Source organism: Micromonospora sp. NPDC048909, from assembly GCF_040649635.1.
Lineage (GTDB): Bacteria > Actinomycetota > Actinomycetes > Mycobacteriales > Micromonosporaceae > Micromonospora.
Genome location: NZ_JBEZFU010000004.1, coordinates 515,529 through 535,254, shown reverse-complemented (window position 1 = coordinate 535,254; position 19,726 = coordinate 515,529). Strand labels below are relative to the sequence as shown.

The 19,726-nt window shown below is 74.5% G+C and carries 18 protein-coding genes; 12 read left to right on the top strand and 6 right to left on the bottom strand.

What is annotated here, in order from left to right:
- Positions 1-134 precede the first annotated feature (134 nt).
- Both AB0C04_RS14680 and AB0C04_RS14675 read left to right on the top strand, forming a co-directional pair.
- On the top strand, positions 135-716 hold the full coding sequence (locus tag AB0C04_RS14680) for a TIGR03086 family metal-binding protein (RefSeq protein WP_357053525.1): 582 nt from the start codon (positions 135-137) through the stop codon (positions 714-716).
- Between the two features lie 192 nt (positions 717-908).
- Positions 909-3,809: a M36 family metallopeptidase gene (locus AB0C04_RS14675; protein WP_357053522.1), complete on the top strand. Its 2,901-nt coding sequence runs from the start codon at positions 909-911 to the stop codon at positions 3,807-3,809.
- Between the two features lie 82 nt (positions 3,810-3,891).
- On the opposite strand, the gene AB0C04_RS14670 is transcribed toward AB0C04_RS14675, so the two are convergent.
- Positions 3,892-4,728: a hypothetical protein gene (locus AB0C04_RS14670; protein ID WP_357053519.1), complete on the bottom strand. Its 837-nt coding sequence runs from the start codon at positions 4,726-4,728 to the stop codon at positions 3,892-3,894.
- Positions 4,729-4,900: 172 nt separating this feature from the next.
- On the opposite strand from AB0C04_RS14670, the gene AB0C04_RS14665 reads away from it, so the two are divergent.
- The 5 genes from AB0C04_RS14665 to AB0C04_RS14645 all read left to right on the top strand — a co-directional run bounded on the left by AB0C04_RS14665 (position 4,901) and on the right by AB0C04_RS14645 (position 9,541).
- Positions 4,901-5,569, top strand: a complete 669-nt coding sequence (locus AB0C04_RS14665; protein WP_357053516.1) for a 50S ribosomal protein L11 methyltransferase — start codon at positions 4,901-4,903, stop codon at positions 5,567-5,569.
- A gap of 9 nt (positions 5,570-5,578) precedes the next feature.
- Positions 5,579-6,793, top strand: coding sequence for a cytochrome P450 (locus AB0C04_RS14660; RefSeq protein ID WP_357053514.1), 1,215 nt, complete (start codon positions 5,579-5,581; stop codon positions 6,791-6,793).
- A gap of 69 nt (positions 6,794-6,862) precedes the next feature.
- Positions 6,863-7,798: an ATP-binding cassette domain-containing protein gene (locus tag AB0C04_RS14655; RefSeq protein ID WP_357053511.1), complete on the top strand. Its 936-nt coding sequence runs from the start codon at positions 6,863-6,865 to the stop codon at positions 7,796-7,798.
- Entirely contained in the window at positions 7,795-8,616 is an 822-nt protein-coding gene (locus AB0C04_RS14650) for an ABC transporter permease subunit (RefSeq protein WP_357053508.1), read from the top strand. The genes AB0C04_RS14655 and AB0C04_RS14650 overlap by 4 nt, the downstream gene beginning before the upstream one ends.
- Positions 8,617-8,710: 94 nt before the next feature.
- The gene (locus tag AB0C04_RS14645) at positions 8,711-9,541 is read left to right on the top strand and encodes a polysaccharide deacetylase family protein (protein WP_357053505.1); all 831 of its coding nucleotides are present in this window, start codon (positions 8,711-8,713) and stop codon (positions 9,539-9,541) included.
- Between the two features lie 10 nt (positions 9,542-9,551).
- Here AB0C04_RS14645 and AB0C04_RS14640 read toward each other — a convergent pair whose 3' ends face one another.
- Genes AB0C04_RS14640 through AB0C04_RS14625 form a run of 4 tightly spaced genes read right to left on the bottom strand, consistent with a single transcriptional unit; the run spans position 9,552 to position 13,707 of the window.
- Positions 9,552-10,229, bottom strand: coding sequence for a response regulator transcription factor (locus AB0C04_RS14640; RefSeq protein ID WP_357053502.1), 678 nt, complete (start codon positions 10,227-10,229; stop codon positions 9,552-9,554).
- Positions 10,226-11,785 carry a histidine kinase gene (locus AB0C04_RS14635; RefSeq protein ID WP_357053499.1) on the bottom strand — a complete coding sequence of 520 codons (1,560 nt, stop codon included), beginning with the start codon at positions 11,783-11,785 and terminating at the stop codon, positions 10,226-10,228. Before AB0C04_RS14635 ends, AB0C04_RS14640 begins: the two co-directional genes overlap by 4 nt.
- A gap of 54 nt (positions 11,786-11,839) precedes the next feature.
- Positions 11,840-12,574, bottom strand: a complete 735-nt coding sequence (gene bioD / locus AB0C04_RS14630; RefSeq protein WP_357053496.1) for a dethiobiotin synthase — start codon at positions 12,572-12,574, stop codon at positions 11,840-11,842.
- Positions 12,571-13,707 (bottom strand): 8-amino-7-oxononanoate synthase, encoded by a 1,137-nt coding sequence (locus AB0C04_RS14625; RefSeq protein WP_357053493.1) that lies wholly within the window; start codon positions 13,705-13,707, stop codon positions 12,571-12,573. Before AB0C04_RS14625 ends, bioD begins: the two co-directional genes overlap by 4 nt.
- A 258-nt stretch (positions 13,708-13,965) precedes the next feature.
- Between AB0C04_RS14625 and bioB the strand changes: the two genes are divergently transcribed.
- From bioB to AB0C04_RS14600, 5 genes are all read left to right on the top strand, one after another.
- Complete coding sequence (gene bioB, locus AB0C04_RS14620) at positions 13,966-14,961, top strand: biotin synthase BioB (protein WP_357053490.1); 996 nt, start codon at positions 13,966-13,968, stop codon at positions 14,959-14,961.
- A gap of 11 nt (positions 14,962-14,972) precedes the next feature.
- On the top strand, positions 14,973-15,194 hold the full coding sequence (locus AB0C04_RS14615) for a hypothetical protein (RefSeq protein WP_357053487.1): 222 nt from the start codon (positions 14,973-14,975) through the stop codon (positions 15,192-15,194).
- Positions 15,195-15,199: 5 nt separating this feature from the next.
- On the top strand, positions 15,200-15,712 hold the full coding sequence (locus tag AB0C04_RS14610) for a GNAT family protein (RefSeq protein ID WP_357053484.1): 513 nt from the start codon (positions 15,200-15,202) through the stop codon (positions 15,710-15,712).
- A gap of 254 nt (positions 15,713-15,966) precedes the next feature.
- Positions 15,967-16,710 (top strand): LPXTG cell wall anchor domain-containing protein, encoded by a 744-nt coding sequence (locus AB0C04_RS14605; RefSeq protein ID WP_357053481.1) that lies wholly within the window; start codon positions 15,967-15,969, stop codon positions 16,708-16,710.
- Between the two features lie 338 nt (positions 16,711-17,048).
- Entirely contained in the window at positions 17,049-18,614 is a 1,566-nt protein-coding gene (locus AB0C04_RS14600) for an aldehyde dehydrogenase family protein (RefSeq protein WP_357053478.1), read from the top strand.
- A 45-nt stretch (positions 18,615-18,659) separates the two neighbouring features.
- On the opposite strand, the gene AB0C04_RS14595 is transcribed toward AB0C04_RS14600, so the two are convergent.
- A complete protein-coding gene (locus tag AB0C04_RS14595) occupies positions 18,660-19,709 on the bottom strand; it encodes a GNAT family N-acetyltransferase (RefSeq protein ID WP_357053475.1) in 1,050 nt (349 codons plus the stop codon).
- Positions 19,710-19,726: the final 17 nt, after the last annotated feature.

Sequence of the window (19,726 nt, the reverse complement as noted above, 5' to 3'; positions counted from 1 at the left end):
GTCACCACGGGCGGAGGGGTCGACCCGACGCGCGGGCGGGTCGGCTGACCGACCCGGTGGACCGCGGTTGGTCGACCCGGCATGAAGCGGGCAAAACGGCTCATCCCGCCTCAGTGGCCGGAACAATCGGCGGCATGGACCTGCTGGAGACGTACCGCCGTAGCCTGGCCGAGTTCACCGACCGGGTGGACCAGGTGGGCCCCGAGCAGTGGTCGGAGCCGACCCCCTGCCCCGACTGGGACGTCCGGACGCTGGTCAACCACGTGGTCGGCGAGGACCGGTGGAGCGTCCCACTGCTCGCCGGCCGCACCATCGCGGAGGTGGGCGACCGGTTCGACGGCGACCAGCTCGGCGACGACCCGATCGCCGCCGCCCGCGACGCCGCGGCGCAGGCCGAGATCGCCGCCACCCACCCCGGGGCGATCGAGCGCACCGTGCACCTCTCCGCCGGGGAGACGCCGGCCGCCGAGTACCTGCACCAACTTCTCGCCGAGCACCTCATCCACGGCTGGGACCTCGCCGTGGCCATCGGCGCCGAGCCCCGGCTCGACCCCGACGCGGTCCGCGAATGCGCGCGCTGGTTCACCGGGCGGATCGGCGACTACCGGCGTGACCAGCTGGTCCACTCCGAGGTGGAGCTGCCCTCGGGCGCCGACGAGCAGGATCGGCTCCTCGCCGCCTTCGGCCGTGACCCGAACTGGGCCCCCGCCGACTGAACCGGACCCCCTTCGCAGGAGGCTGCGGGGCGGCCGCATCTCATCCCGGAGTGGCCTGGGCCTTGTCCCGCGACCGAGTGGGCTGGTATCCACAGATGCGCATGCGTCATCGCGCAGCGTGGGGCCGGCGGTGTGCCGGCCATCCCGCTCCCACGAGGAGGTCCTGTGCCGCACCCGGAGTGGTCAACCTGGATGAGCCGGCCTAGACGCCGGCTCATTCCCGTCCTGGCGGCGAGCGCGGTGGTCGCCGCCCTGCTGCCCACCGGAGTCGGCGCCGCGGCGCCGGCCGGTGCCGCGTCCGCCGAACGTCGCTCCGGTCCGTTCGCGGAGGGACACCAGCACGCCGACGTCGACAACCGGGCCGGCACGGCGGCCCCGGACGCCCGCCAGCGCGGGCTCGCCCGCCAGGCCGACCCGGACGTCCGGTGGAACCGGCTGGGCACCCCGCACGCGCTCGGCCCGGGCAGCGCCCCGCTCGCCACCGGGCTGCCCGCCGACCCGGAGGCCGCCGCCCGCGCCTACCTCGCCGACAAGCGCGACCTCTTCGGGCTGGACGCCGCAGCGGTGGCCGAGATGGAGCGGGTGCTGGTCCGCCCGATCGGCAGCGGCGCGGTGGTCACCCTCCGGCAGCGCTTCGGCGACCTGCCCGCCGGGCATGACGGCCTGGTCACCGTCGCGCTGACCGGCGGGAAGGTCATCTCGGTGAGCTCCTCGCTCGCCCGGAACTCCGCAGCCCCCGCGCCGGCCACCCTCACCGAGGAGCAGGCGTACGCGGCCGCGCTCGCCGACGCCGGGCTGGACGCCGCCGGCGTGGCCAGTCACAGTGTCCGCGCGGTCGCCGTACCCACCCCGTTGGAGGGTGCGCGCAGCGCCTACGAGGTCACCCTTATCGGATCGGACACCGACCACCCGGCGGCGTTCACCACGTACGTCGACGGGATCACCGGGCGGGTGCTGGTCCGCGAGGACCTGGTCGACTTCGACTCGGACAATCCGAGCTGGGCGGTCTTCCCGGCCACCCCGCCGCGTGACCTCGGCCCGGGTCAGGACCCGCGGGTCCGCTGGTGCGGCGACCCCGCGCCGGGCTGCCAGGCCGCGTTCCGCGACCCGGCCAGCGGCCAGCCGTGGGACGTCGACCTGGCCACCGGCACGCCGACCTTCACCTCGCGTGGCAACTCCGCCAACAACGTGGTCTCCTGGGGCGCCGGCACCCCGGCCGTGCCGGCCACGACCAGCCCGGAGCGGCGCTACGAGTACCCGTTCACCGACCAGTGGCACCAGTCGAAGTGCAACCCGGAGGTCTTCACCTCCGCCCAGCGCAACGACGCGGACGCCGCGATCAGCAACCTCTTCGCCATGCACAACCGGATGCACGACTGGGCGTACCAGTTGGGCTTCACCGAATCGGCCTGGAACCTGCAGGCGGTCAACCTGACCCCGGACGGCCTGGGCAACGACGCCGAGCAGGGTCGGGCCCAGCAGGGCGCGCTCAGCGGCAACCGGAACAACGCCAACCAGGGCACGCCGCGCGACGGCCTGCCGCCCACCACGAACATGTACCTGTGGCAGCCGCAGGCCGGCGGTCCCTACCCGCCCTGCGTCGACGGCGACTACGACATGACGGTGATCGGCCACGAGTACACCCACGCGATCAGCAACCGGATGATCGCCGGCCCGGACAGCGGGATCGGCGGCCACCAGGGCGGGTCGATGGGTGAGTCGTGGAGCGACCTGCTCGCCGCCGAGTACCTGTTCCAGCACAACCTGCGCGCCCCCGGCGAGACGCCGTTCATCATCGGCGGCTACGTCACCGGCAACCTGGTCAGCGGCATCCGGAATTACGACCTCAGCCGCAGCCCGCTGAACTACTCCGACGTCGGCTACAACACCGGCGGCCCGGCCGTGCACGCCGACGGGGAGATCTGGGGCGCCACCAACTACCGCGTCCGCTCCGCCCTGGTGAAGCGGTACGGCCTCGGCACGCCCCAGCGGCAGCTGGAGTGCGCGCAGGGCAAGGTGGCCGCGGACAAGTGCCCGGGCAACCGGCGCTGGTCGCAGCTGGTCTTCGACTCGTTCCTGCTGCAGGCCGCGAGCCAGGTCAGCATGCTCGACATGCGTGACAACATGCTGACCGCCGACCAGCTCCGCTTCGGCGGCGCGAACCAGGACCTGATCTGGGCCGAGTTCGCCCGCTCCGGGATGGGCCGGGACGCCGTCACCAACGGCGCCGCGGACACCGACCCGACGCCGAGCTTCGCCGCGCCGCAGGGCGGCAACGCGACGTTCACCCTCCGCCCCCGGGGGGACAGCGCCGAGGCGCCGATCCGGCTCTACGTCGGGGTGTACGAGGCCCGGGCGACGCCGATCGCGGACACCGACCCGGCTACCCCGCTGCCGGACACCGTGGAGCTGGTGGCCGGCACGTACGACCTGCTCGCGGTGGCGCCCGGGTTCGGGCACCAGCGGCTCAGCGTGGTCGCCAAGGCCGATCGTGACGGCTACATCGACCTGCGGATGAACCGCAACCTCGCCTCGACGGCCTCCGGCGCCACGATCAGCGGCGACGGGGTCAACCTGGATCGGCTCGGCGACGACACCGAGGCGACGAACTGGGCAGCGCTGGACGGGGTGTCCGGCAAGCAGGTCACCGTGGCGCTGCCGGGGGACGCGCCGCAGGTGGTGAAGCGGGTGAACGTCAGCGCCATGCTGCGCCCGGCGATCACCGGGGACGCCGACGCCGGCAGTCAGAACGCGCTCAGCGCGCTGCGGTCGTTCGCGGTGCTGGCCTGCAACGCGAAGACGACCGACTGCGCGAACCCGGCGAACTTCCGGCGGATCCACACCAGCGCGGCGGACGCCTTCCCAGGCGGGGCGTACCGGGCGTACACCCGGGACATCAACCTGCGCTCGTTCCCGGTGCCCACCACCCTCGCCACCCACCTGCGGCTGGAAGTGCTGGACAGCCAGTGCACGGGCGGTCCCGCGTACGCCGGTGAGCAGGACAACGACCCGGCGACCACGACCGACTGCGCGACCGCCAGCCCGGCGCGCGACCAGGTCCGCATCGCCGAGTTCCAGGCGTTCTCGAAGTGACGCCCGCCGGGGTCGGCCACGGCCGGCCCCGGTGACGCACCTCGCGCCGGCCCGGGCGGATTCCGCCCGGGCCGGCGGCCGTTCACCAGCGGACGGGTTCCCGCCGGCGGTAGCCGCCAGGGCTGGGCCATCGGCCGCCCGGTACCGACTCGTCCTCACCGCCGGACGTGCGGGTCAGGTGTCGTAGCCGCAGCAGCAGACCCAGCCCGAGGGAGAGCAGCAGCCCGCCGAGCAGGAAGGCGGCCTGCACCGCCCCGAAGCCCCCGGACCCGGACACCGGCCGGCCCGCTCCGGCCGCCGGTTCCGCGGCCAGCGGCTCCTCGGTCGCCGCGGTCTCCTCGTCGCCCCCCGCGGTCGCCGGCTCGGTCGGCTCGGCCACGCTCTCGGTCGGTGCCGGTGCCGACTCGCTCGGCGTCGCCTCGGCGCCGACCACGGTCCGGGTGGCGGCCTGCCGGGAGAGCAGCCGCAGCCGCGCGTCGTACGCCTCCGCGGCGAGGGTGACCCGGCCGCGGTCGATGTCCCCGGCGAAGGCCACCCGGTAGCGGGCGGTGACCGTCCGACCCGGACAGAGCGTGCCCGGGTCGAGTTGACGGTCGGTCAGCCGGGCCACGTCGCCGTCGGTGCGGATCTGGAGCGGGAACGACCCGTCCTCCTCCACCCGGTCCACCTTCACCTGGTCCAGCCGGATGTCCCGCACGGTGAGCACGAGCGACCAGCGCACCTTCACGCAGCCGCCGTCGGTGCGCGACACCACGGCGGAGACGGTGCGGACCTCGCCGCCGGCGGTGAACCGCTCCGGCAGACCGCTCAGCCGGGTGCTGAAGGCGGCCTGCGCCGGCCCGGCCTGGGCGAGCGCCGCCCCGGTGACGCAGGCCAGCACCACCCCGAGCCGCAGCGCGTACCGCCACACGATCACCACCGCCTCACTCTCCTCGTCCCTTCCGGGAACGCTAGGAGCACGGGGGTGGGCGGGCCAGACGGGTGTCTTCGCACCGGTCGCCAAGGAGAAGGGCCGATTTCACCGAGCGTGGTGAACCGGTCACGCGGCACTCTCTCCACGTGAGTGAAACGCCGTGGGAGAGAATCGCCGGATGCCCGAACTCTCCAGCGCCTTCGTCCGGCTGCACGCCCGGCTCACCCCGGTCGCGTTCGTCCCCGAGGTGCGGCTGCACCAGGCGGACGAGCCCATCGGGCTCTGGGAGTTGACCGAGGGTGAGTTCAGCAGCGACCGGCCGCCGCCGTTCTGGGCCTTCGCCTGGGCCGGCGGCCAGGCGCTCGCCCGCTACGTGACCGACCACCCGGAGCTGGTCGCCGGGCGCCGGGTGCTCGACCTCGCGTCCGGCTCCGGCCTGGTCGCCATCGCCGCCGCCCGGGCCGGCGCGGCCACCGTCCGCGCCGTCGAGGTGGACGAGCTGGCGGTGGCCGCCGTGGCGCTCAATGCCGAGGCCAACGCGGTACGCGTCGACGCCGAGTTCGCCGACATCCTCGACGGCGACGCCGGCGACGCGCAGGTGCTGCTCGCCGGGGACGTCTTCTACAGCCAGGCGATGGCCAACCGGGTACTGCGGTTCCTGCTGCGCGCCGCCCGCGCCGGGGCGCTGGTGCTGGTCGGCGACCCCGGCCGGGCGTTCCTGCCCCGGGACCGCTTCGACGAGCTGGCCGTCTACGACGTGCCGGTCCCGCCGGCGTTGGAGACCGTACGGGTGAAGCGCACCACGGTCTGGCAGCTGCGGCCAGGCCTGCCGAAGGCCGCCGACTAGCGTGTCGGCGTGCTGTTCCGCAGCTGGGCGCAGGTCGCCGACACCAGGTGGCCGGACGTGGCCCGGGTGGCGGACCACGTCGGCGTGGAGCATCTCGTGGTCACCCGGCACGCGCTGGTCCGCCAGGTGCTCACCGACCCGGTCACCTTCCGGCCGGACAACGCGCTCGACGCGGTGACCCCGATGCCGGTGACGGCGCTGCGGGTGCTGGCCGGGCACCGGTTCCGGCTGCCGCCGACGCTGGCGAACAACTCGGGTGCCAGCCATCCGGAGATCCGGGCGATCGTCGCCGACGCGCTGCACCCCGCCCGGGTCGCCGAGCAGCGTCCCTGGCTCACCGCGCTGGTGCGGGAGCGGGTCACCCGGCTGAGCGCGACGCTCGACGCCGGCGAGCCGGTCGACCTCTACGCGGAACTCGCCGCCGACCTGCCGCTGCTGGTGCTGGCGCGGCTGGTCGAGCTGCCGGACGCGCCGGTCGGTGCGGTCAAGGAGTTCGCCCGGGCGGCCCTGGAGCTGTTCTGGGCGCCGCTGGACGCCGACCGGCAACTGGCGCTCGCCACCGAGGTCGGGCGGTTCCACGGGGTGCTCCGCGACTTCGCGGCGACCGGCGGCGGGCTGGCCGCCCGGCTGCGCGCGGCCGGGCATTCGCCGGACGTGGTCGTCGGCGCGCTCTTCTTCCTGCTGGTGGCCGGGCAGGAGACCACCTCGCAGTTCCTCACCCTGCTGCTGCACCGGCTGGCCGGTGAGCCCGCGGTGCGGGCCGGGCTGCGCGCGGGCGAGGTCGCGGTGGCCGACGTGGTCGAGGAGGGGCTGCGGCTCGAACCGCCGATCGTCACCTGGCGCCGCGTCGCGGCGGTGGACACCACGCTGGGTGGTACGGCGGTGCCGGCCGGCAGCAGCGTCGTGCTCTGGCTGGCCCGAGCCGGCCGCGATCCGGCGACCGTGGACGCGCCCGACGAGTTCCGCCCCGGCCAGCGCGGTTCACGCCGGCACCTGGCGTTCGGGGCCGGCGCGCACCGCTGCGTCGGCGACGTGCTGGCCCGGATGGAGGCGGCCGTGGTGGTGGCCGAGGCCGCGCCGCTGCTGGACGGGGTGACAGTCGTCCGCCCGCCGTGGTGCCCGGACAACCTCACCTTCCGGATGCCCGACGCCTTCGTCGTCCGCCGTGCCACCGACCCGCCGGGGTTCCCGACCGCACCGCGCCTGGACGTGGCCCGGGCCTGACGAAAGTCAGGGTGCCGTGGTGCCGTTCGGGCACGGTGGAGCAACGGCCCGCGCGCCTAGCGTCGGCGCATGATCACACTACGTGGGTTGACGAAACGGTTCGGTGGGACGACCGCGGTCGACGACCTGACCGTCGACATCGCGCCCGGCCGGGTCACCGGCTTCCTCGGCCCGAACGGGGCCGGCAAGTCCACCACCATGCGGATGGTCCTCGGCCTGGACCGGCCCACCGCCGGGCAGGCGTTGGTCGGCGGCCGGTCGTACCGGGAGCTGCGGCACCCGCTGTACGAGGTGGGGGCGCTGCTCGACGCGACGGCGATCCACCCGGCCCGCTCCGGCCGGGCGCACCTGCTGGCGATGGCACGCAGCAACGGCATCCCGGCCCGCCGCGTCGAGGAGGTACTCGCCGCCGTCGGGTTGGACGACCGGGCCGCGGCCAAGCCGGGGCGTACCCTCTCGCTCGGCATGGGCCAGCGGCTCGGCATCGCCGGCGCGCTGCTCGGCGACCCGGCGGTGTTGATGTTCGACGAGCCGGTGAACGGGCTCGACCCGGACGGGGTGCGCTGGGTCCGGCAACTGATGCGGTCCCTCGCCGGGCAGGGGCGCACCGTCTTCGTCTCCAGCCACCTGATGAGCGAGGTGCAGCTCACCGCCGACCAACTGGTCGTCATCGGCCGGGGGCGGCTGCTCGCCGACGCGCCCGTCGACGAGGTGGTCGCGGGCAGTCCGGTCGCCGTCCGGGTCCGCAGCCCGCACCCCGACGGGCTGGCCGCGCTCGCCGGAAAGCTCACCGCCAGCGGGGCCGGCGTCGACGCGACCGGCCCGGACGAACTGACCGTCACCGGCGCCGGCGTCGACCGGGTCGGTGACCTGGCCTACGAGCTGGGGCTGCGGCTGCACGAACTCAGCCCGCAGGGCGCCTCGCTGGAGGAGGCCTTCATGGAACTCACCGCCGACAGCGTCGAGTACGCCGGCGTACCGACCGGAAGCGAGGCCGCCCGATGAGCAGCACCATCACCCGCACCCGACCCATCACCCGTCCCACCGGGCCAGCCGGGTTCGCCGGCTTCGGCGGCACGGTCGCCGCCGAGTGGACCAAGCTCTGGTCGGTGCGCAGCACCTGGTGGACGCTGCTGGCGGCGCTGGTGCTGACCACGGCCGCCGCCGGACAACTGGCGATCTACGCGGCCAACGCGAACACGAACGACGACCCGGCCGACGACGCCGGGATCGTCACCGTCGGGCACATCGTCATCGGCTCGATGGAGCTGACCCAGTACGCCGTGCTGGCGCTCGGGCTGCTCGCCATCACCAGCGAGTTCACCAGCGGCACCATCCGTACGACGCTGCGCTGCACGCCGTCGCGTGGGCGCGTACTGCTCGCCAAGGCCGTGGTGACCGGGACCGTGACGTTCCTGGTCGGGCTGCTGGTCGGCGGCGTCGGCGCGCTGGTCGCCCGGCCGGTGCTCGGCGAGTGGGGCACCGCCCCGGCGGCCGGCACGGCACGGGACGTGCTCGCGGTCGCCGGCTACCTGGCGCTGATCGGGGTGCTGGCGCTCGGCCTGGGCGCCGCCCTGCGCAGCGCGGTGCTCACACTGACCGTGCTGGTCGCCGTCCTGATGATCGTGCCGCTCTCGCTCCAGGAGCCGGACATCACCGTGCTCAACCGGGTCGCGGACGGCTTCCCCGGGGTGGCCGGCGGACACTTCCTGGCCGGCGACGCCGACCCGTATCCGGCGGCCGTGGGGCTGCTGCTGCTCGCCGGCTGGGCGCTCGCCGCGCTCGTGCTCGGCCGGGCCGCGCTGCGCCGCCGGGACGCCTGAACCGGCCGGGCCCGGGGCGTCCGGCTGACAGATCCTCATCTTCGCCCGATAGGTTGCCGGCGTGTCATCCGCCCCCGCACGTCGCCTCCCTGCCGTGCTCGCGCTCCTGGCTCTGCTCGCCGTGACCGGCTGCGCGGCCCGCCCCACGTACACCGCTCGGCATTTCACCGCGGATCAGCGCGGCCCGTCCGCCTCGCCCCAGCCCTCGGCGGGGCGGACGGGGCCGCCGTCGACGTCGCCGTCGGCCAGCGTGCCGCCCGCGTACAAGAGCCTGGCCTGGTACCTGGCCCAGGTGCCCGACTTCCCCGAGGCCCCGCCCCCGCAGCGGGTGCCGCTGCCCGCGAGCGGCGCGGCCCCGTTCTGGCACCGGGTACCGACCGAGCAGAAGGTCGCCTTCATCACCATCGACGACGGTGGGTTGGCCCGGCCGCCCGCCGCGATCGACTTCATCCGGGAGGCGCGCATCCCGGTCACCATGTTCCTGAACTCCCCGGCCGCCGCGGCGCACACCGACTACTTCAAGCAGATCGAGGCCGCGGGCGGGGTGGTGGAGAACCACACGATCACCCACACGTCGCTGTCGGGCCGGTCGTACGCCTTCCAGAAGCACGAGATCTGCGGGGCGGCGGAGAAGTTGGCGGAGCTGTTCGGCAAGCGGCCGACGTTGTTCCGCCCACCGTTCGGCAACCGCGACGCGAGCACGCTGCGGGCCGCGCACGACTGCGGCATGAAGGCCGTCTTCCACTGGAGCGAGACCGTCGACAAGGGCAAGGTGCGCTATCAGACCCCGACGAAGCTGGTGCAGCCCGGCGACGTGCTGCTGATGCACTTCCGGCCGGCGCTGATGGACGACCTCCTCGGGGCGCTGAAGGCGATCTACCGCTCCGGGCTCACCCCGGCGCTGCTCGAGGACTACGTGAACTGACCGGGCGCGGTCACTCCTCGACCAGCCCCGCCTCGTACGCGACGATCGCCGCCTGCACCCGGTTACGCACCTCCAGCCGGGTGAAGATGCTGGTCAGGTAGGCCTTCACGGTCCCCTCGACCAGGTACAGCCGGCGCGCGATCTCGGCGTTGGAGAGCCCGGCTCCGACCAGCGCCAGCACCTCCCGCTCCCGGTCGGTCAGGCCGGCTGTCCGCTCCCGGGCCGCCGGTCGCCGAGCCAACCGTCCGCCGCCCAGCTCGATCACCCGGCGGGCCACCCGCGGCGACAGGTACGCCCCGCCGTCGGCGACCGCGTGCACCCCGGCGATCAGCTCGCGCGGGTCGCCGGACTTGAGCAGGAAGCCGCTCGCCCCGTGCCCGAGCGCCCGGGCGACGAAGTCGTCCTCGCCGAAGGTGGTGAGCATGATCGTGGCGGTCTGCGGCACCAGGCGGCGGATCTCCGCGGCCGCGCTCAACCCGTCCAACCTCGGCATCCGGATGTCCAACAGGGCGACCTGGGGTCGGTGCGCCCGGACCAGCTCCACCGCCGCGCGGCCGTCGCCCGCCTCGGCGACGACCTCGATCCCCGGGTCCGCGGCCAGGATCGCCCGGACACCGGCCCGGATCATCGCCTCGTCGTCGGCCAGGACGACCCGGACCGGGACGTCCTCGGCGCTGTCGGTGCTCACTGGTCGATCCGCTCCTTGCTGATCAGCCGGCCGTCGGCGAAGCAGAGCCGCCAGGTCGGCTGCGCCAGGGGGAAGTTCCCGTCGGTGTAGAACTCGCAGCCGGCCTGGTCGGCTCCGGTGGGCCGGTCGAGCTGTCGGCGGGGCAGCCCGGGCAGGTCGGCCCGGGGCGCGCCGAGCGGCATCCCGTCGAAGGTCGCCCGGTCGAGCACCGTGCCGGCGGTCGCCATCGGGTAGTAGATCAGCGACAGGGCGAGCGCGAGCCCCGCCGGCGCGCCGAACGCCACCAGCAGACTGCGCCGGACCCGCCGGCGGGCCTCGCGCAGCTCCGGCCCCGGCGAATCGGGGACCACCGGTGAGTCCACCCGCTCGTCCGCCGGACCGGTCGCGGGCCGCAGCGTCGGGCCGGTGACCGGCAGCCAGGCCCGCACGGCGAAGCCACCGTCGGGACACGGACCGGCCGCCACCGTCCCGCCGGCGAGGCGTACCCGCTCGCCGAGCGCCAGCAGTCCGCTGCCGTGCGACGGCCCGACGGGCGGCGGCCCGGCCGGCGGCGGGGCGTTGACGACCGCGACCTCGACCCGGTCACCGGCGCGGAAGAGGCGCACCCCGACCGGCGCGCCCGGGGCGTACCGGGCCGCGTTGGTCAGCGCCTCACGTACCACCCGGTGCGCGGCGTGCCCGGTCAGCGCCGGCAGCTGCGGCGCGTCGAGGGCGTCGTCGAGGCGTACCACCATGCCCGCCTCGCGGGCGCCGTCGACCAGGTCGGCGACCGTCTCGTCGTACGGCCGGGTGGAGCTGGCGCCGCCCTCCTCGCGGAGCAGACCGATGATCTCGTGCAGCCGCTCGGTGGCGGTGGCGACGCTGGCCCGCAACTCCCCCGCCGCGCCCCGGTGCCGCGGGTCGAGGTCGGCGGCGACCTCCAGGGCGGCGGCCCGCAGCGCGATCAGGCTCAGTTCGTGGCCCAGCGAGTCGTGCATCTCCTGCGCGATCCGGGCCCGCTCCCGCAGCCGGATCCGCTCGGCGGTGCCGCGCTGCTCGCGGACCAGCGCGTCGGCGTGCCGGCGACCCGCCTCGGCCAGCTCGTGCTGCTGCCGCCGGTAGCGGCCGACCAGCCACGGGAACACCCCGGCGAAGAGCAGCACCGAGGCGAGCAGGAACCAGGTCGCCGGGCCGGAGCCGAGCAGGCCGAGGTTGAGCGCCGTGCCGCCGGCCGCGATCAGGGCGAAGACCACCGCGGCCGGGCCGGCGCCGGCGCTGCGCCGCCCGGTCAGGTAGCTGAAGACCGGGATGGCGAACACGAAGTTGCCGTCCACCAGTGAGCCGAGCACCACCAGCACGAGGGCGGCCAGCGGACGCCTCCGGCTCACCGCCACCGCCACGGTGAGCAACAGCAGCCCGCCGACCAGCAGCCACAGCGCTCGCCACGAGTGGGGCGGGGTGATCCGGGCGTATCCGACGGGGGCGGCGAGCACCGCCCAGAGCAGCACGTCCCGCGCCACGCGCGGCCGGTCGGCCGTCGCGCGTCGGGCCTCGCGCACCCACCGCCAGCAGTTCACGGCGGCCAGGCTACCCACGGCCGGGCGGGGCGGACACCGACGAAAGTCAGGTGTTCAGCCGATCTCCTCGGCCCAGGCGCGCCAGTCGTCCAGCACGCCGTGCAGCGCCGGGGTGAGCCAACCCGGGGCGGAGCGCCGGAACACCCCCGGATCCATCGCGCCGGCGCCGGCCGGCAGGGCGCCGAGCAGGTTCGGCAGCAGGTCGCTGAGGTTGGTCCAGTGCACCAGCTCCGGCGCGTTCGGCCAGGCGCCGATGACCACCCCGGCGGGCACCGCGCGGCGGTCCAGCGCCTCCATGGTCAGCGCGGTGTGGTTGAGCGTGCCCAGCCCGGCCCGGGCCACCACCACCGCCGGCGCACCGAGCGAGACGGCCAGGTCGGCCACCGTCCACGGCTCGCCGGAGGGACGCAGACCCATCGGTACGAGCAGACCGCCGGCCCCCTCCACCAGCACCAGATCGTGCTTCTCCGCCTCCTCACGGACGGCGTCGACCGCGGTGTACAGCTCCAGCGGCTCCAGCTCGGCCACCCGGGCCGCGGTGAGCGGGGCGAGCGGATCCGGGTAGCTGGCCAGGGTGCGGCCGGTGAGCGGGGCGGCCAGCCGCTGCACCGAGTCCACATCGCCGGGCTCACCCGTCGCCGTACCGGTCTGGCCGGGTTTTACCACGGCCACCCGCAGCCCGGCGGCCTGCGCGGCCGCGGTGATCGCCGCGGTCACCACCGTCTTGCCCACCTCGGTGTCGGTGCCGGTCACCACGACCGTCCCCCGCCACGGCACACCCGCGCTCATGGCGCACACTCCAGAATCACGTCCAGGGCCCGGTCGAAGTCGGCCCGGGGCACCCCGGCGTTGATGGTCAGCCGCAGGCGCGAGCGGGTGTCCGGGGTGGATGGCGGCCGGAAGCAACCGACCGCCACGCCCCGGTCCCGGCAGTGTGCGGCCCACGCCGTCGCCGCCTCCGGGCCGGGAGCGGTCACCGAGACCACCCCGGCGTCGGGCGTGGAGACGGTCAGACCACCGTCGCGCAGCCGCCGTACCGCGAGCGCGGCCCGCTCGGCCAGTTCGGCGCGGAGCGGGTCGCCCGCGCGGGCCAGGGCGACCGCGGCGTGCACGCCGGCGGCGACCGCGGGCGGCAGCGCGGTGTCGAAGATGAACGTCCGCCCGGTCTCGACCAGGTGCCGGACGTACTCGGCCGGACCGGCGACCACGCCGCCCGCGCCGCCGAGCGCCTTGGACAGGGTGGCGGTCACCACCACGTCCGGCTGGCCGGCGAGCCCGGCCGCGGCCACCGCGCCCGCGCCGGCCGGGCCGGTGACACCGAGCGCGTGGGCGTCGTCGACGAGCAGCAGGGCACCGTAGCGGCGGGCGACCGCGTGCAGCCGGGCCAGCGGGGCGAGATCGCCGTCGACGGAGAAGACCGACTCGGTGACCACCACGGCCGGCCGGCCCGGTGCCACCGCGAGGGCGGCGGCCACCGCGGTCACGTCGGCGTGCGGGGTGACCACCGTCTCGGCGCCGGAGATCCGGCAGCCGTCGATCAGCGAGGCGTGGTTGTGCGCGTCGGAGACGAGCAGCGTACGAGGCTGCACCAGGGCGCGCAGCGCGCCGAGGTTGGCCAGGTAGCCGGAGGAGAAGACCAGCGCCCGGTCGGCGCCGAGCCAGTCGGCGAGCGCGTCCTCCAGCGCGTGGTGGGCGTCGGTGGATCCGCGCACCAGCCGTGAACCGGTCGCACCCAGCCCGTACGCCGAGAGCGCCCGCGCGGCCGCGGCGACGACCTCTGGATGGGTGGCCAGACCGAGGTAGTCGTTGCCGGCGAGATCGGTGACCGCCTCCCCGGCCGGACGCGGGTGCAGCCGCCGGGTCAGCCCGGCCTTCGCCCGCAGCTCGGCGCGGCGGTCGAGCGCCGCCAGCCAGTCCGCCACCGTCACCCTCCCCAACGCCCGCGCCGGTCGAGCCGACCGTCCCGCCGGGCGAAATTACCACCCGCCACCAGCGGGCCGGCGCATCCACTCGGTACGTGTGGTTGACCTCAACCAAACTTCAGCCTGCCCACCGCCCGGTTACGGCGCCGCCGACCCGACCGACCCCAGCGGGCGCGGACCGGCTCGCTGCCTCGACGGCCGGGCCACCGGCGGGCGCGCTCGTGTCCGCCGCCCAGCCGGCCTTGTAGGGTACGAGCCATGCCAGAGATCCTCGACCAGGCCCGCACCCAGGTCCTGGGTGACGGCGTCGGCCTCGATGAGGCCGGCGTCCTCGCCGTGCTGAACCTGCCCGACGAGCACCTGCCCGCCGCCCTCCAGCTCGCCCACGAGGTGCGGATGCGCTGGTGCGGCCCGGAGGTCGAGGTCGAGGGAATCGTGTCGCTGAAGACCGGCGGCTGCCCGGAGGACTGCCACTTCTGCTCGCAGTCCGGGCTCTTCACCTCGCCGGTGCGCTCGGTCTGGCTGGACATCCCCTCGCTGGTCGAGGCGGCGAAGCAGACCGCGGCGACCGGGGCGACCGAGTTCTGCATCGTCGCCGCCGTGCGCGGCCCGGACGCCCGGCTGATGAAGCAGATGCGCGAGGGCGTGGCCGCGATCAAGGCCGAGGTCGACATCCAGGTCGCCGCCTCGCTCGGCATGCTCAGCAAGGAGCAGGTCGACGAGCTGGTCGACATGGGCGTGCACCGCTACAACCACAACCTGGAGACCTGCCGCTCCTTCTTCCCGAACGTGGTCACCACGCACAGCTGGGAGGAGCGGTGGGAGACGCTGCGCATGGTCCGCGACTCCGGCATGGAGGTCTGCTGCGGCGGCATCCTGGGCCTGGGCGAGACCGTCGAGCAGCGGGCCGAGTTCGCCGCGCAGCTCGCCGAGCTGGACCCGCACGAGGTGCCGCTGAACTTCCTCAACCCGCGCCCCGGCACCCCGCTCGGTGACCAGCCGGTGGTGGAGGGCAAGGACGCGCTGCGGGCCATCGCCGCGTTCCGGCTGGCCATGCCGCGCACCATCCTCCGGTACGCCGGCGGCCGGGAGATCACCCTCGGCGACCTGGGCACCCGCGACGGCCTGCTCGGCGGCATCAACGCGGTGATCGTCGGCAACTACCTCACCACGCTCGGCCGGCCGGCCACCGAGGACCTGGCCATGCTGGACGAGTTGAAGATGCCGGTCAAGGCGCTCTCCGCGACGCTGTGAGGAGTTCGACGGTGACGGACGCTGCGGGGTTGGCGGTGACGAACGGCACGGCGCCGACCTGGTGCGACCGCTGCGGTGAAACCGCCGGGGTCGGCGCGCACGGCGCGTGCGCACGGGCCCGGGCGCTGGAGCCGCCGCGGTTCTGCGCGCACTGCCGTCGCCGGATGAAGGTGCAGGTGCTGCCGGTCGGCTGGTCGGCGGTCTGCGTCGAGCACGGCGAGATCCGGGGCTGAGCCGGATGCCGGAGCTGCGGGGCCGCGCGGTGACACTGCGGCCGGCCACCGCGGCCGACGTGCCGGCCCTCGCGGCGATCCGGGCCGCCCCGACGGTCCGCCGCTGGTGGCGCGGCGACGACGACCTGGCCGCCGCGGTGCGCGCCGACCTCACCGACGAGTCGCTGACGGTCTACACCATCGGGTACGACGGCCAGGTGGTCGGCGCCATCCAGTGGTACGCCGAGGAGGACCCGGACTACCGGCATGCCAGCCTGGACGTCTTCCTCGACCCGGCGGCGCAGGGCCGCGGCCTCGGCCCGGACGCGATCCGCACCCTGGTCCGGCATTTGATCGAGGCGTACGGCCACCACCGGTTCACCATCGACCCGGCGGCGGCGAACACCCCGGCGATCCGCAGCTACGCCAAGGTCGGCTTCCGCCCGGTCGGGGTGCTGCGCCGCTATGAGCGCGGTGCGGACGGACGTTGGCAGGACGGCCTGCTGATGGACCTGCTCGCCGACGAACTCGTCGACTGAATCCCTGAATCTTGGACAGTTGCCGTTCGCGGCGAACGGCAACTGTCCAAGATCTCGACTCGTCGGCCGGAAACGGCAGCGTCTGACGGCTCGTACGCGTTACACCGACACACCCAGGATCGGCGGAAAGTTCGGCCTTATTTTGCCGTCGAGGCTGCGCGTTGTCCCAGCTCAGACCGATCGTCCGATGTCGCCTGTCGATCCCGCTCATGGGATCATGTGCCGTCCCCTCTACCGATCTCGGAGGATTCCTCATGCCTCAACGTCGGCATGTGGCGCGCGCTGCCCTCACCGCGGCCGCCGCTACTGCCTGCCTCGCCGTCGCCGCTCCGGGGTGGGCCAACGCCGCGGCCCTGTCCCAGGCGCCGGGCGGCCACAATCCCCCGGGCGACAACGGCACGGTGAAGATCGACGGCGCTCCGTTCAGCGACAAGGTCGACAACCAGCCGCACGTGACGTGTGACTTCGAACTGGAGTTCTTCAACTTCGACGCCAACCAGGCTGCCGACATCACGCTGACCGCCCAGCCGCCGTCCGGGAAGGACATCGTGGTCTGGTCGGTCCGCAACCGTGTCATCAGCACGGACGCCGCCGGCGGCGCGGAGAACGACCACGACGAGGTGATCCGTCTCTCCGCCACCGACCTGGCGCTCGGCGGCCTCACCGCCCACCCCAAGCAGGGTTACCACCTCAAGCTCGACGTGGACCTGGTGGACGGCAGGTCGTCCGACGCGAAGCACAAGGTGTTCTGGCTCCAGCCGTGCGAGACGCCGGACACCCCACCCCCGACCACGCCCGGAACGCCGCCGCCCACCACGCCCGGAGGCGGCGGTGGCGGCGACGGTGGTGACGGCAACGGCGGGGGTGGCGGCGGCAGCCTGCCGATCACCGGAGTGGCGGCGACCAGCATCGCGCTGAGCGGTCTCGCCCTGATCGGCGGCGGCTTCGCGCTGACCTGGCTGCGCCGTCGGCGCGACCGGATCACCTTCACCAGTTGAGCGGACGCCAACCTGGCCCCGGCCGTCGGACATCAGTCCGGCGGCCGGTTGCCGTTTCCGGACCGGGTTGATCCGCCGCGACCGGGGATCCGTACTGACGGGTAACTAGCCGACGATGCCCGGGGGAAGCTCACATAATCGACGGGTATAAATAGGTTCACCGCGTTCCGCCCAGGTCAGCACGGACCGAGCTGGGCCGGGAGCCGCACAGGCGGCAGCGCGAGGCGTCCCGCCGTACGAACGTACGGTTGCTGGGCCGTCACGCAACGCGGGACAGTACCCGACACCAGCGGTGCCATCGACGCCGCCGCTCCCCGGTCAACCCTGAGGAGAACGCGATGGCCCTACGACTCGCCGAAGGCACCGCCTGGTCCGACACCCTCGCCCGCGCGGTGGCCGCCACCCCGGAGGCGTTCGGCGCCCCCGTCGACGGCGTCAGCACCCTGCACAATCTCATCGAGGGCGAGTGGCGGGCGGTCGGCGTACCGACGCCGGCCCGTACCCCGGTGGACAACACCGTCCTGATCAACCTGGCCCGGCTCGACGCGGACACCGCCCGCGCCGCGGTCGCGCACGCGGCCGCCGCGCACCGCGACTGGGCCGAAACCCCACTCGCCGAGCGCAAGGCCCGCGTCACCGACGCCCTGGACGCGCTCACCGCCCACCGTGACCTGCTCGCCCTGCTGCTGGTCTGGGAGATCGGCAAGCCGTGGCGGCTCGCCTGCGCGGACGTGGACCGGGCGCTGGACGGCGTCCGCTGGTATGTCGGCGAGATCGACCGGATGCTCGCCGACGGACGGGAGCCGCTGCCCGGCCCGGTCAGCAACATCGCCTCGTGGAACTACCCGATGAGCGTCCTGGTGCACGCGGAGCTGGTGCAGCTGCTGGCCGGCAACGCGGTCATCGCCAAGACCCCGTCGCAGGGCGGCGCCGTCTGCCTGACCGTCGCGCACGCGCTGATGCGCCGGGCCGGGCTGCCCGCGACGCTGGTCTCCGGCGGCGGCGAGGAGCTCTCCGAGGTGCTGGTCCGGGCACCGGAGATCGGCGCGGTGGCCTTCGTCGGCGGCCGGTCCAACGGCGGCAAGGTGGCCGCCGCGCTGCTCGACTCCGACAAGCGGCACTTCATCGAGCAGGAAGGGCTCAACGCCTGGGGGATCTGGAACTTCTCCCAGTGGGACCTGCTCGCCGGGCACCTGAAGAAGGGCTTCGAGTACGGCAAGCAGCGCTGCACCGCGTACCCCCGGTTCGTGGTCCAGCGCGATCTGGTCGACGAGTTCCTCGACATGTACCTGCCGGTCGTGCGCTCGGTGCGGTTCGGACATCCCCTCGCGGTCGGCGACGACTGGTCGGCCGGCGACCCGCTGCCCGAGCTGGACTTCGGGCCGCTGATCAGCGCCGCCAAGGGCGACGAGCTGCGCCGCAAGGTGGACGAGGCGGTCCGCGGTGGCGCGGTGCCGCTGCACCGGGGCAAGCTCGCCGGCGCACCGTTCCTGGACGGGCAGGACACCTCGGCGTACGTGGCGCCGTCGGTGCTGCTCGCCCCGCCCGGGCGGTCCCGGCTGATGCACGCCGAGCCGTTCGGCCCGGTCGACACGATCGTCGTGGTGGACACCACCGACGAGCTGCTGGCGGCGATGAACGCCTCCAACGGCGCGCTGGTGGCCAGCCTCGCCTGCGACGACACCGACGAGGCGGCGAAGCTGGCGGTGGACCTCCAGGCGTTCAAGGTGGGGATCAACAAGCCCCGCTCCCGGGGTGACCGGGACGAGCCCTTCGGCGGCCGGGGCGCCTCCTGGAAGGGCGCGTTCGTCGGCGGCGACCTGCTGGTGCACGCGGTCACCCAGGGCGGGGCCGGACGCCTCTACGGCAACTTCCCCGACTACAGCAGCTACCCCACCACCTGACACCCCACGAGGCGGCCCGGGGCGCGCGCCCCGGGCCGAGCGGGGTCAACGGCGGGCGGGGGCCGGCGCGGCCAGCGCAACGGTGAGGGTGACCACCGAGCCGTCCCGGTCGGTCGCGGTCGGCCGGTCCAGCCGGCGTACGGTCCGCAGCATCGGCCCGTTCTCCGCCTGCGCGTGCAGCACCAGCGCGGCGTACCCGGACTGGTCGGCGTGCCGGACCAGCCGGCGCAGCAGCGCCGAGCCGAGCCCGCGGCGCTGCCAGTCGTCGCGCACCAGCAGCGCCGCCTCGGCCTCGTCCCCCTCGCCGAGCAGGTTGCCCATGGCGACCACCGACTCCGCCGCCCGGTCGGAGCCGGTGGTCGTGGCGAGCAGGGTCAGCCCGCGGGCCGGCTCCAGCAGCCGGCGCAGCCGGGCCGGCGCGGGCACCGTGGCGCCGCCCAGGTAACGGCGCTGCCGGCTGCGCGCCGAGCAGCCGTCGTGCAGGTCGAGCACGCCCGGCAGGTCGTCGGCTACCGCCGGCCGTACGGCCAGTTCGGCGCCGTCGGGCAGGACCACGGTGACCTGCTCGGCGGCCCGGCGCACCACGCTCGCCGCCAGCTCGACCAGCGCCTGGGCGCGGGCGTACTCGGCGGGGGTGAACTCCGGTGCCGCCCGGCGGAGGGTGAACGTGCCGCCGCCCGGGTCGGGCAGCCGCATCGTGGTGTCGGTGATCCCGGCTGTGGGGGCCGCCTCGTCCGGCCGCCAGGTGACCGTGTCCGCGCCGAGCAGCGCGCGCAGCACCTCGCCGGTCGCGTCCGGGTCGCGGACCAGCCGGTTGGCCAGGCCGAGCACCCGGGTGGGCTGGTCGGCCAGCCCGCGCGCCTCGCTGCGCGCCACCCAGCAGTCCCGCCCCCGGCCACGCTCGACCGCGGCCACCAGCTCGGCCTCGCCGAGCGCGTCCGGCGCGTCGACGAGGAAGTCGTCCACCGCGCCCCGCTCGGTGGTGTGCACCTGCACGGCGAGGATGTTGACCCCGCGCAGGGCCAGGCTCGCCGTGAGCACCGACAGATAGCCCGGTCGGTCGTCCACGGTCGCTCGGATCCGCCACAACGTCATGGTTGGCTCCCTTCCCC

What these genes read in the sequence shown, in the direction of transcription:
- AB0C04_RS14680 (WP_357053525.1), top strand. Translation starts at nt 135, where the DNA reads ATGGACCTGCTGGAGACGTACCGCCGTAGCCTGGCCGAGTTCACCGAC.
- AB0C04_RS14675 (WP_357053522.1), top strand. Translation starts at nt 909, where the DNA reads ATGAGCCGGCCTAGACGCCGGCTCATTCCCGTCCTGGCGGCGAGCGCG.
- AB0C04_RS14665 (WP_357053516.1), top strand. Translation starts at nt 4,901, where the DNA reads ATGCCCGAACTCTCCAGCGCCTTCGTCCGGCTGCACGCCCGGCTCACC.
- AB0C04_RS14655 (WP_357053511.1), top strand. Translation starts at nt 6,863, where the DNA reads ATGATCACACTACGTGGGTTGACGAAACGGTTCGGTGGGACGACCGCG.
- AB0C04_RS14650 (WP_357053508.1), top strand. Translation starts at nt 7,795, where the DNA reads ATGAGCAGCACCATCACCCGCACCCGACCCATCACCCGTCCCACCGGG.
- bioD (WP_357053496.1), bottom strand. Translation starts at nt 12,574, where the DNA reads ATGAGCGCGGGTGTGCCGTGGCGGGGGACGGTCGTGGTGACCGGCACC.
- bioB (WP_357053490.1), top strand. Translation starts at nt 13,966, where the DNA reads ATGCCAGAGATCCTCGACCAGGCCCGCACCCAGGTCCTGGGTGACGGC.
- AB0C04_RS14610 (WP_357053484.1), top strand. Translation starts at nt 15,200, where the DNA reads ATGCCGGAGCTGCGGGGCCGCGCGGTGACACTGCGGCCGGCCACCGCG.
- AB0C04_RS14605 (WP_357053481.1), top strand. Translation starts at nt 15,967, where the DNA reads ATGCCTCAACGTCGGCATGTGGCGCGCGCTGCCCTCACCGCGGCCGCC.
- AB0C04_RS14600 (WP_357053478.1), top strand. Translation starts at nt 17,049, where the DNA reads ATGGCCCTACGACTCGCCGAAGGCACCGCCTGGTCCGACACCCTCGCC.
- AB0C04_RS14595 (WP_357053475.1), bottom strand. Translation starts at nt 19,709, where the DNA reads ATGACGTTGTGGCGGATCCGAGCGACCGTGGACGACCGACCGGGCTAT.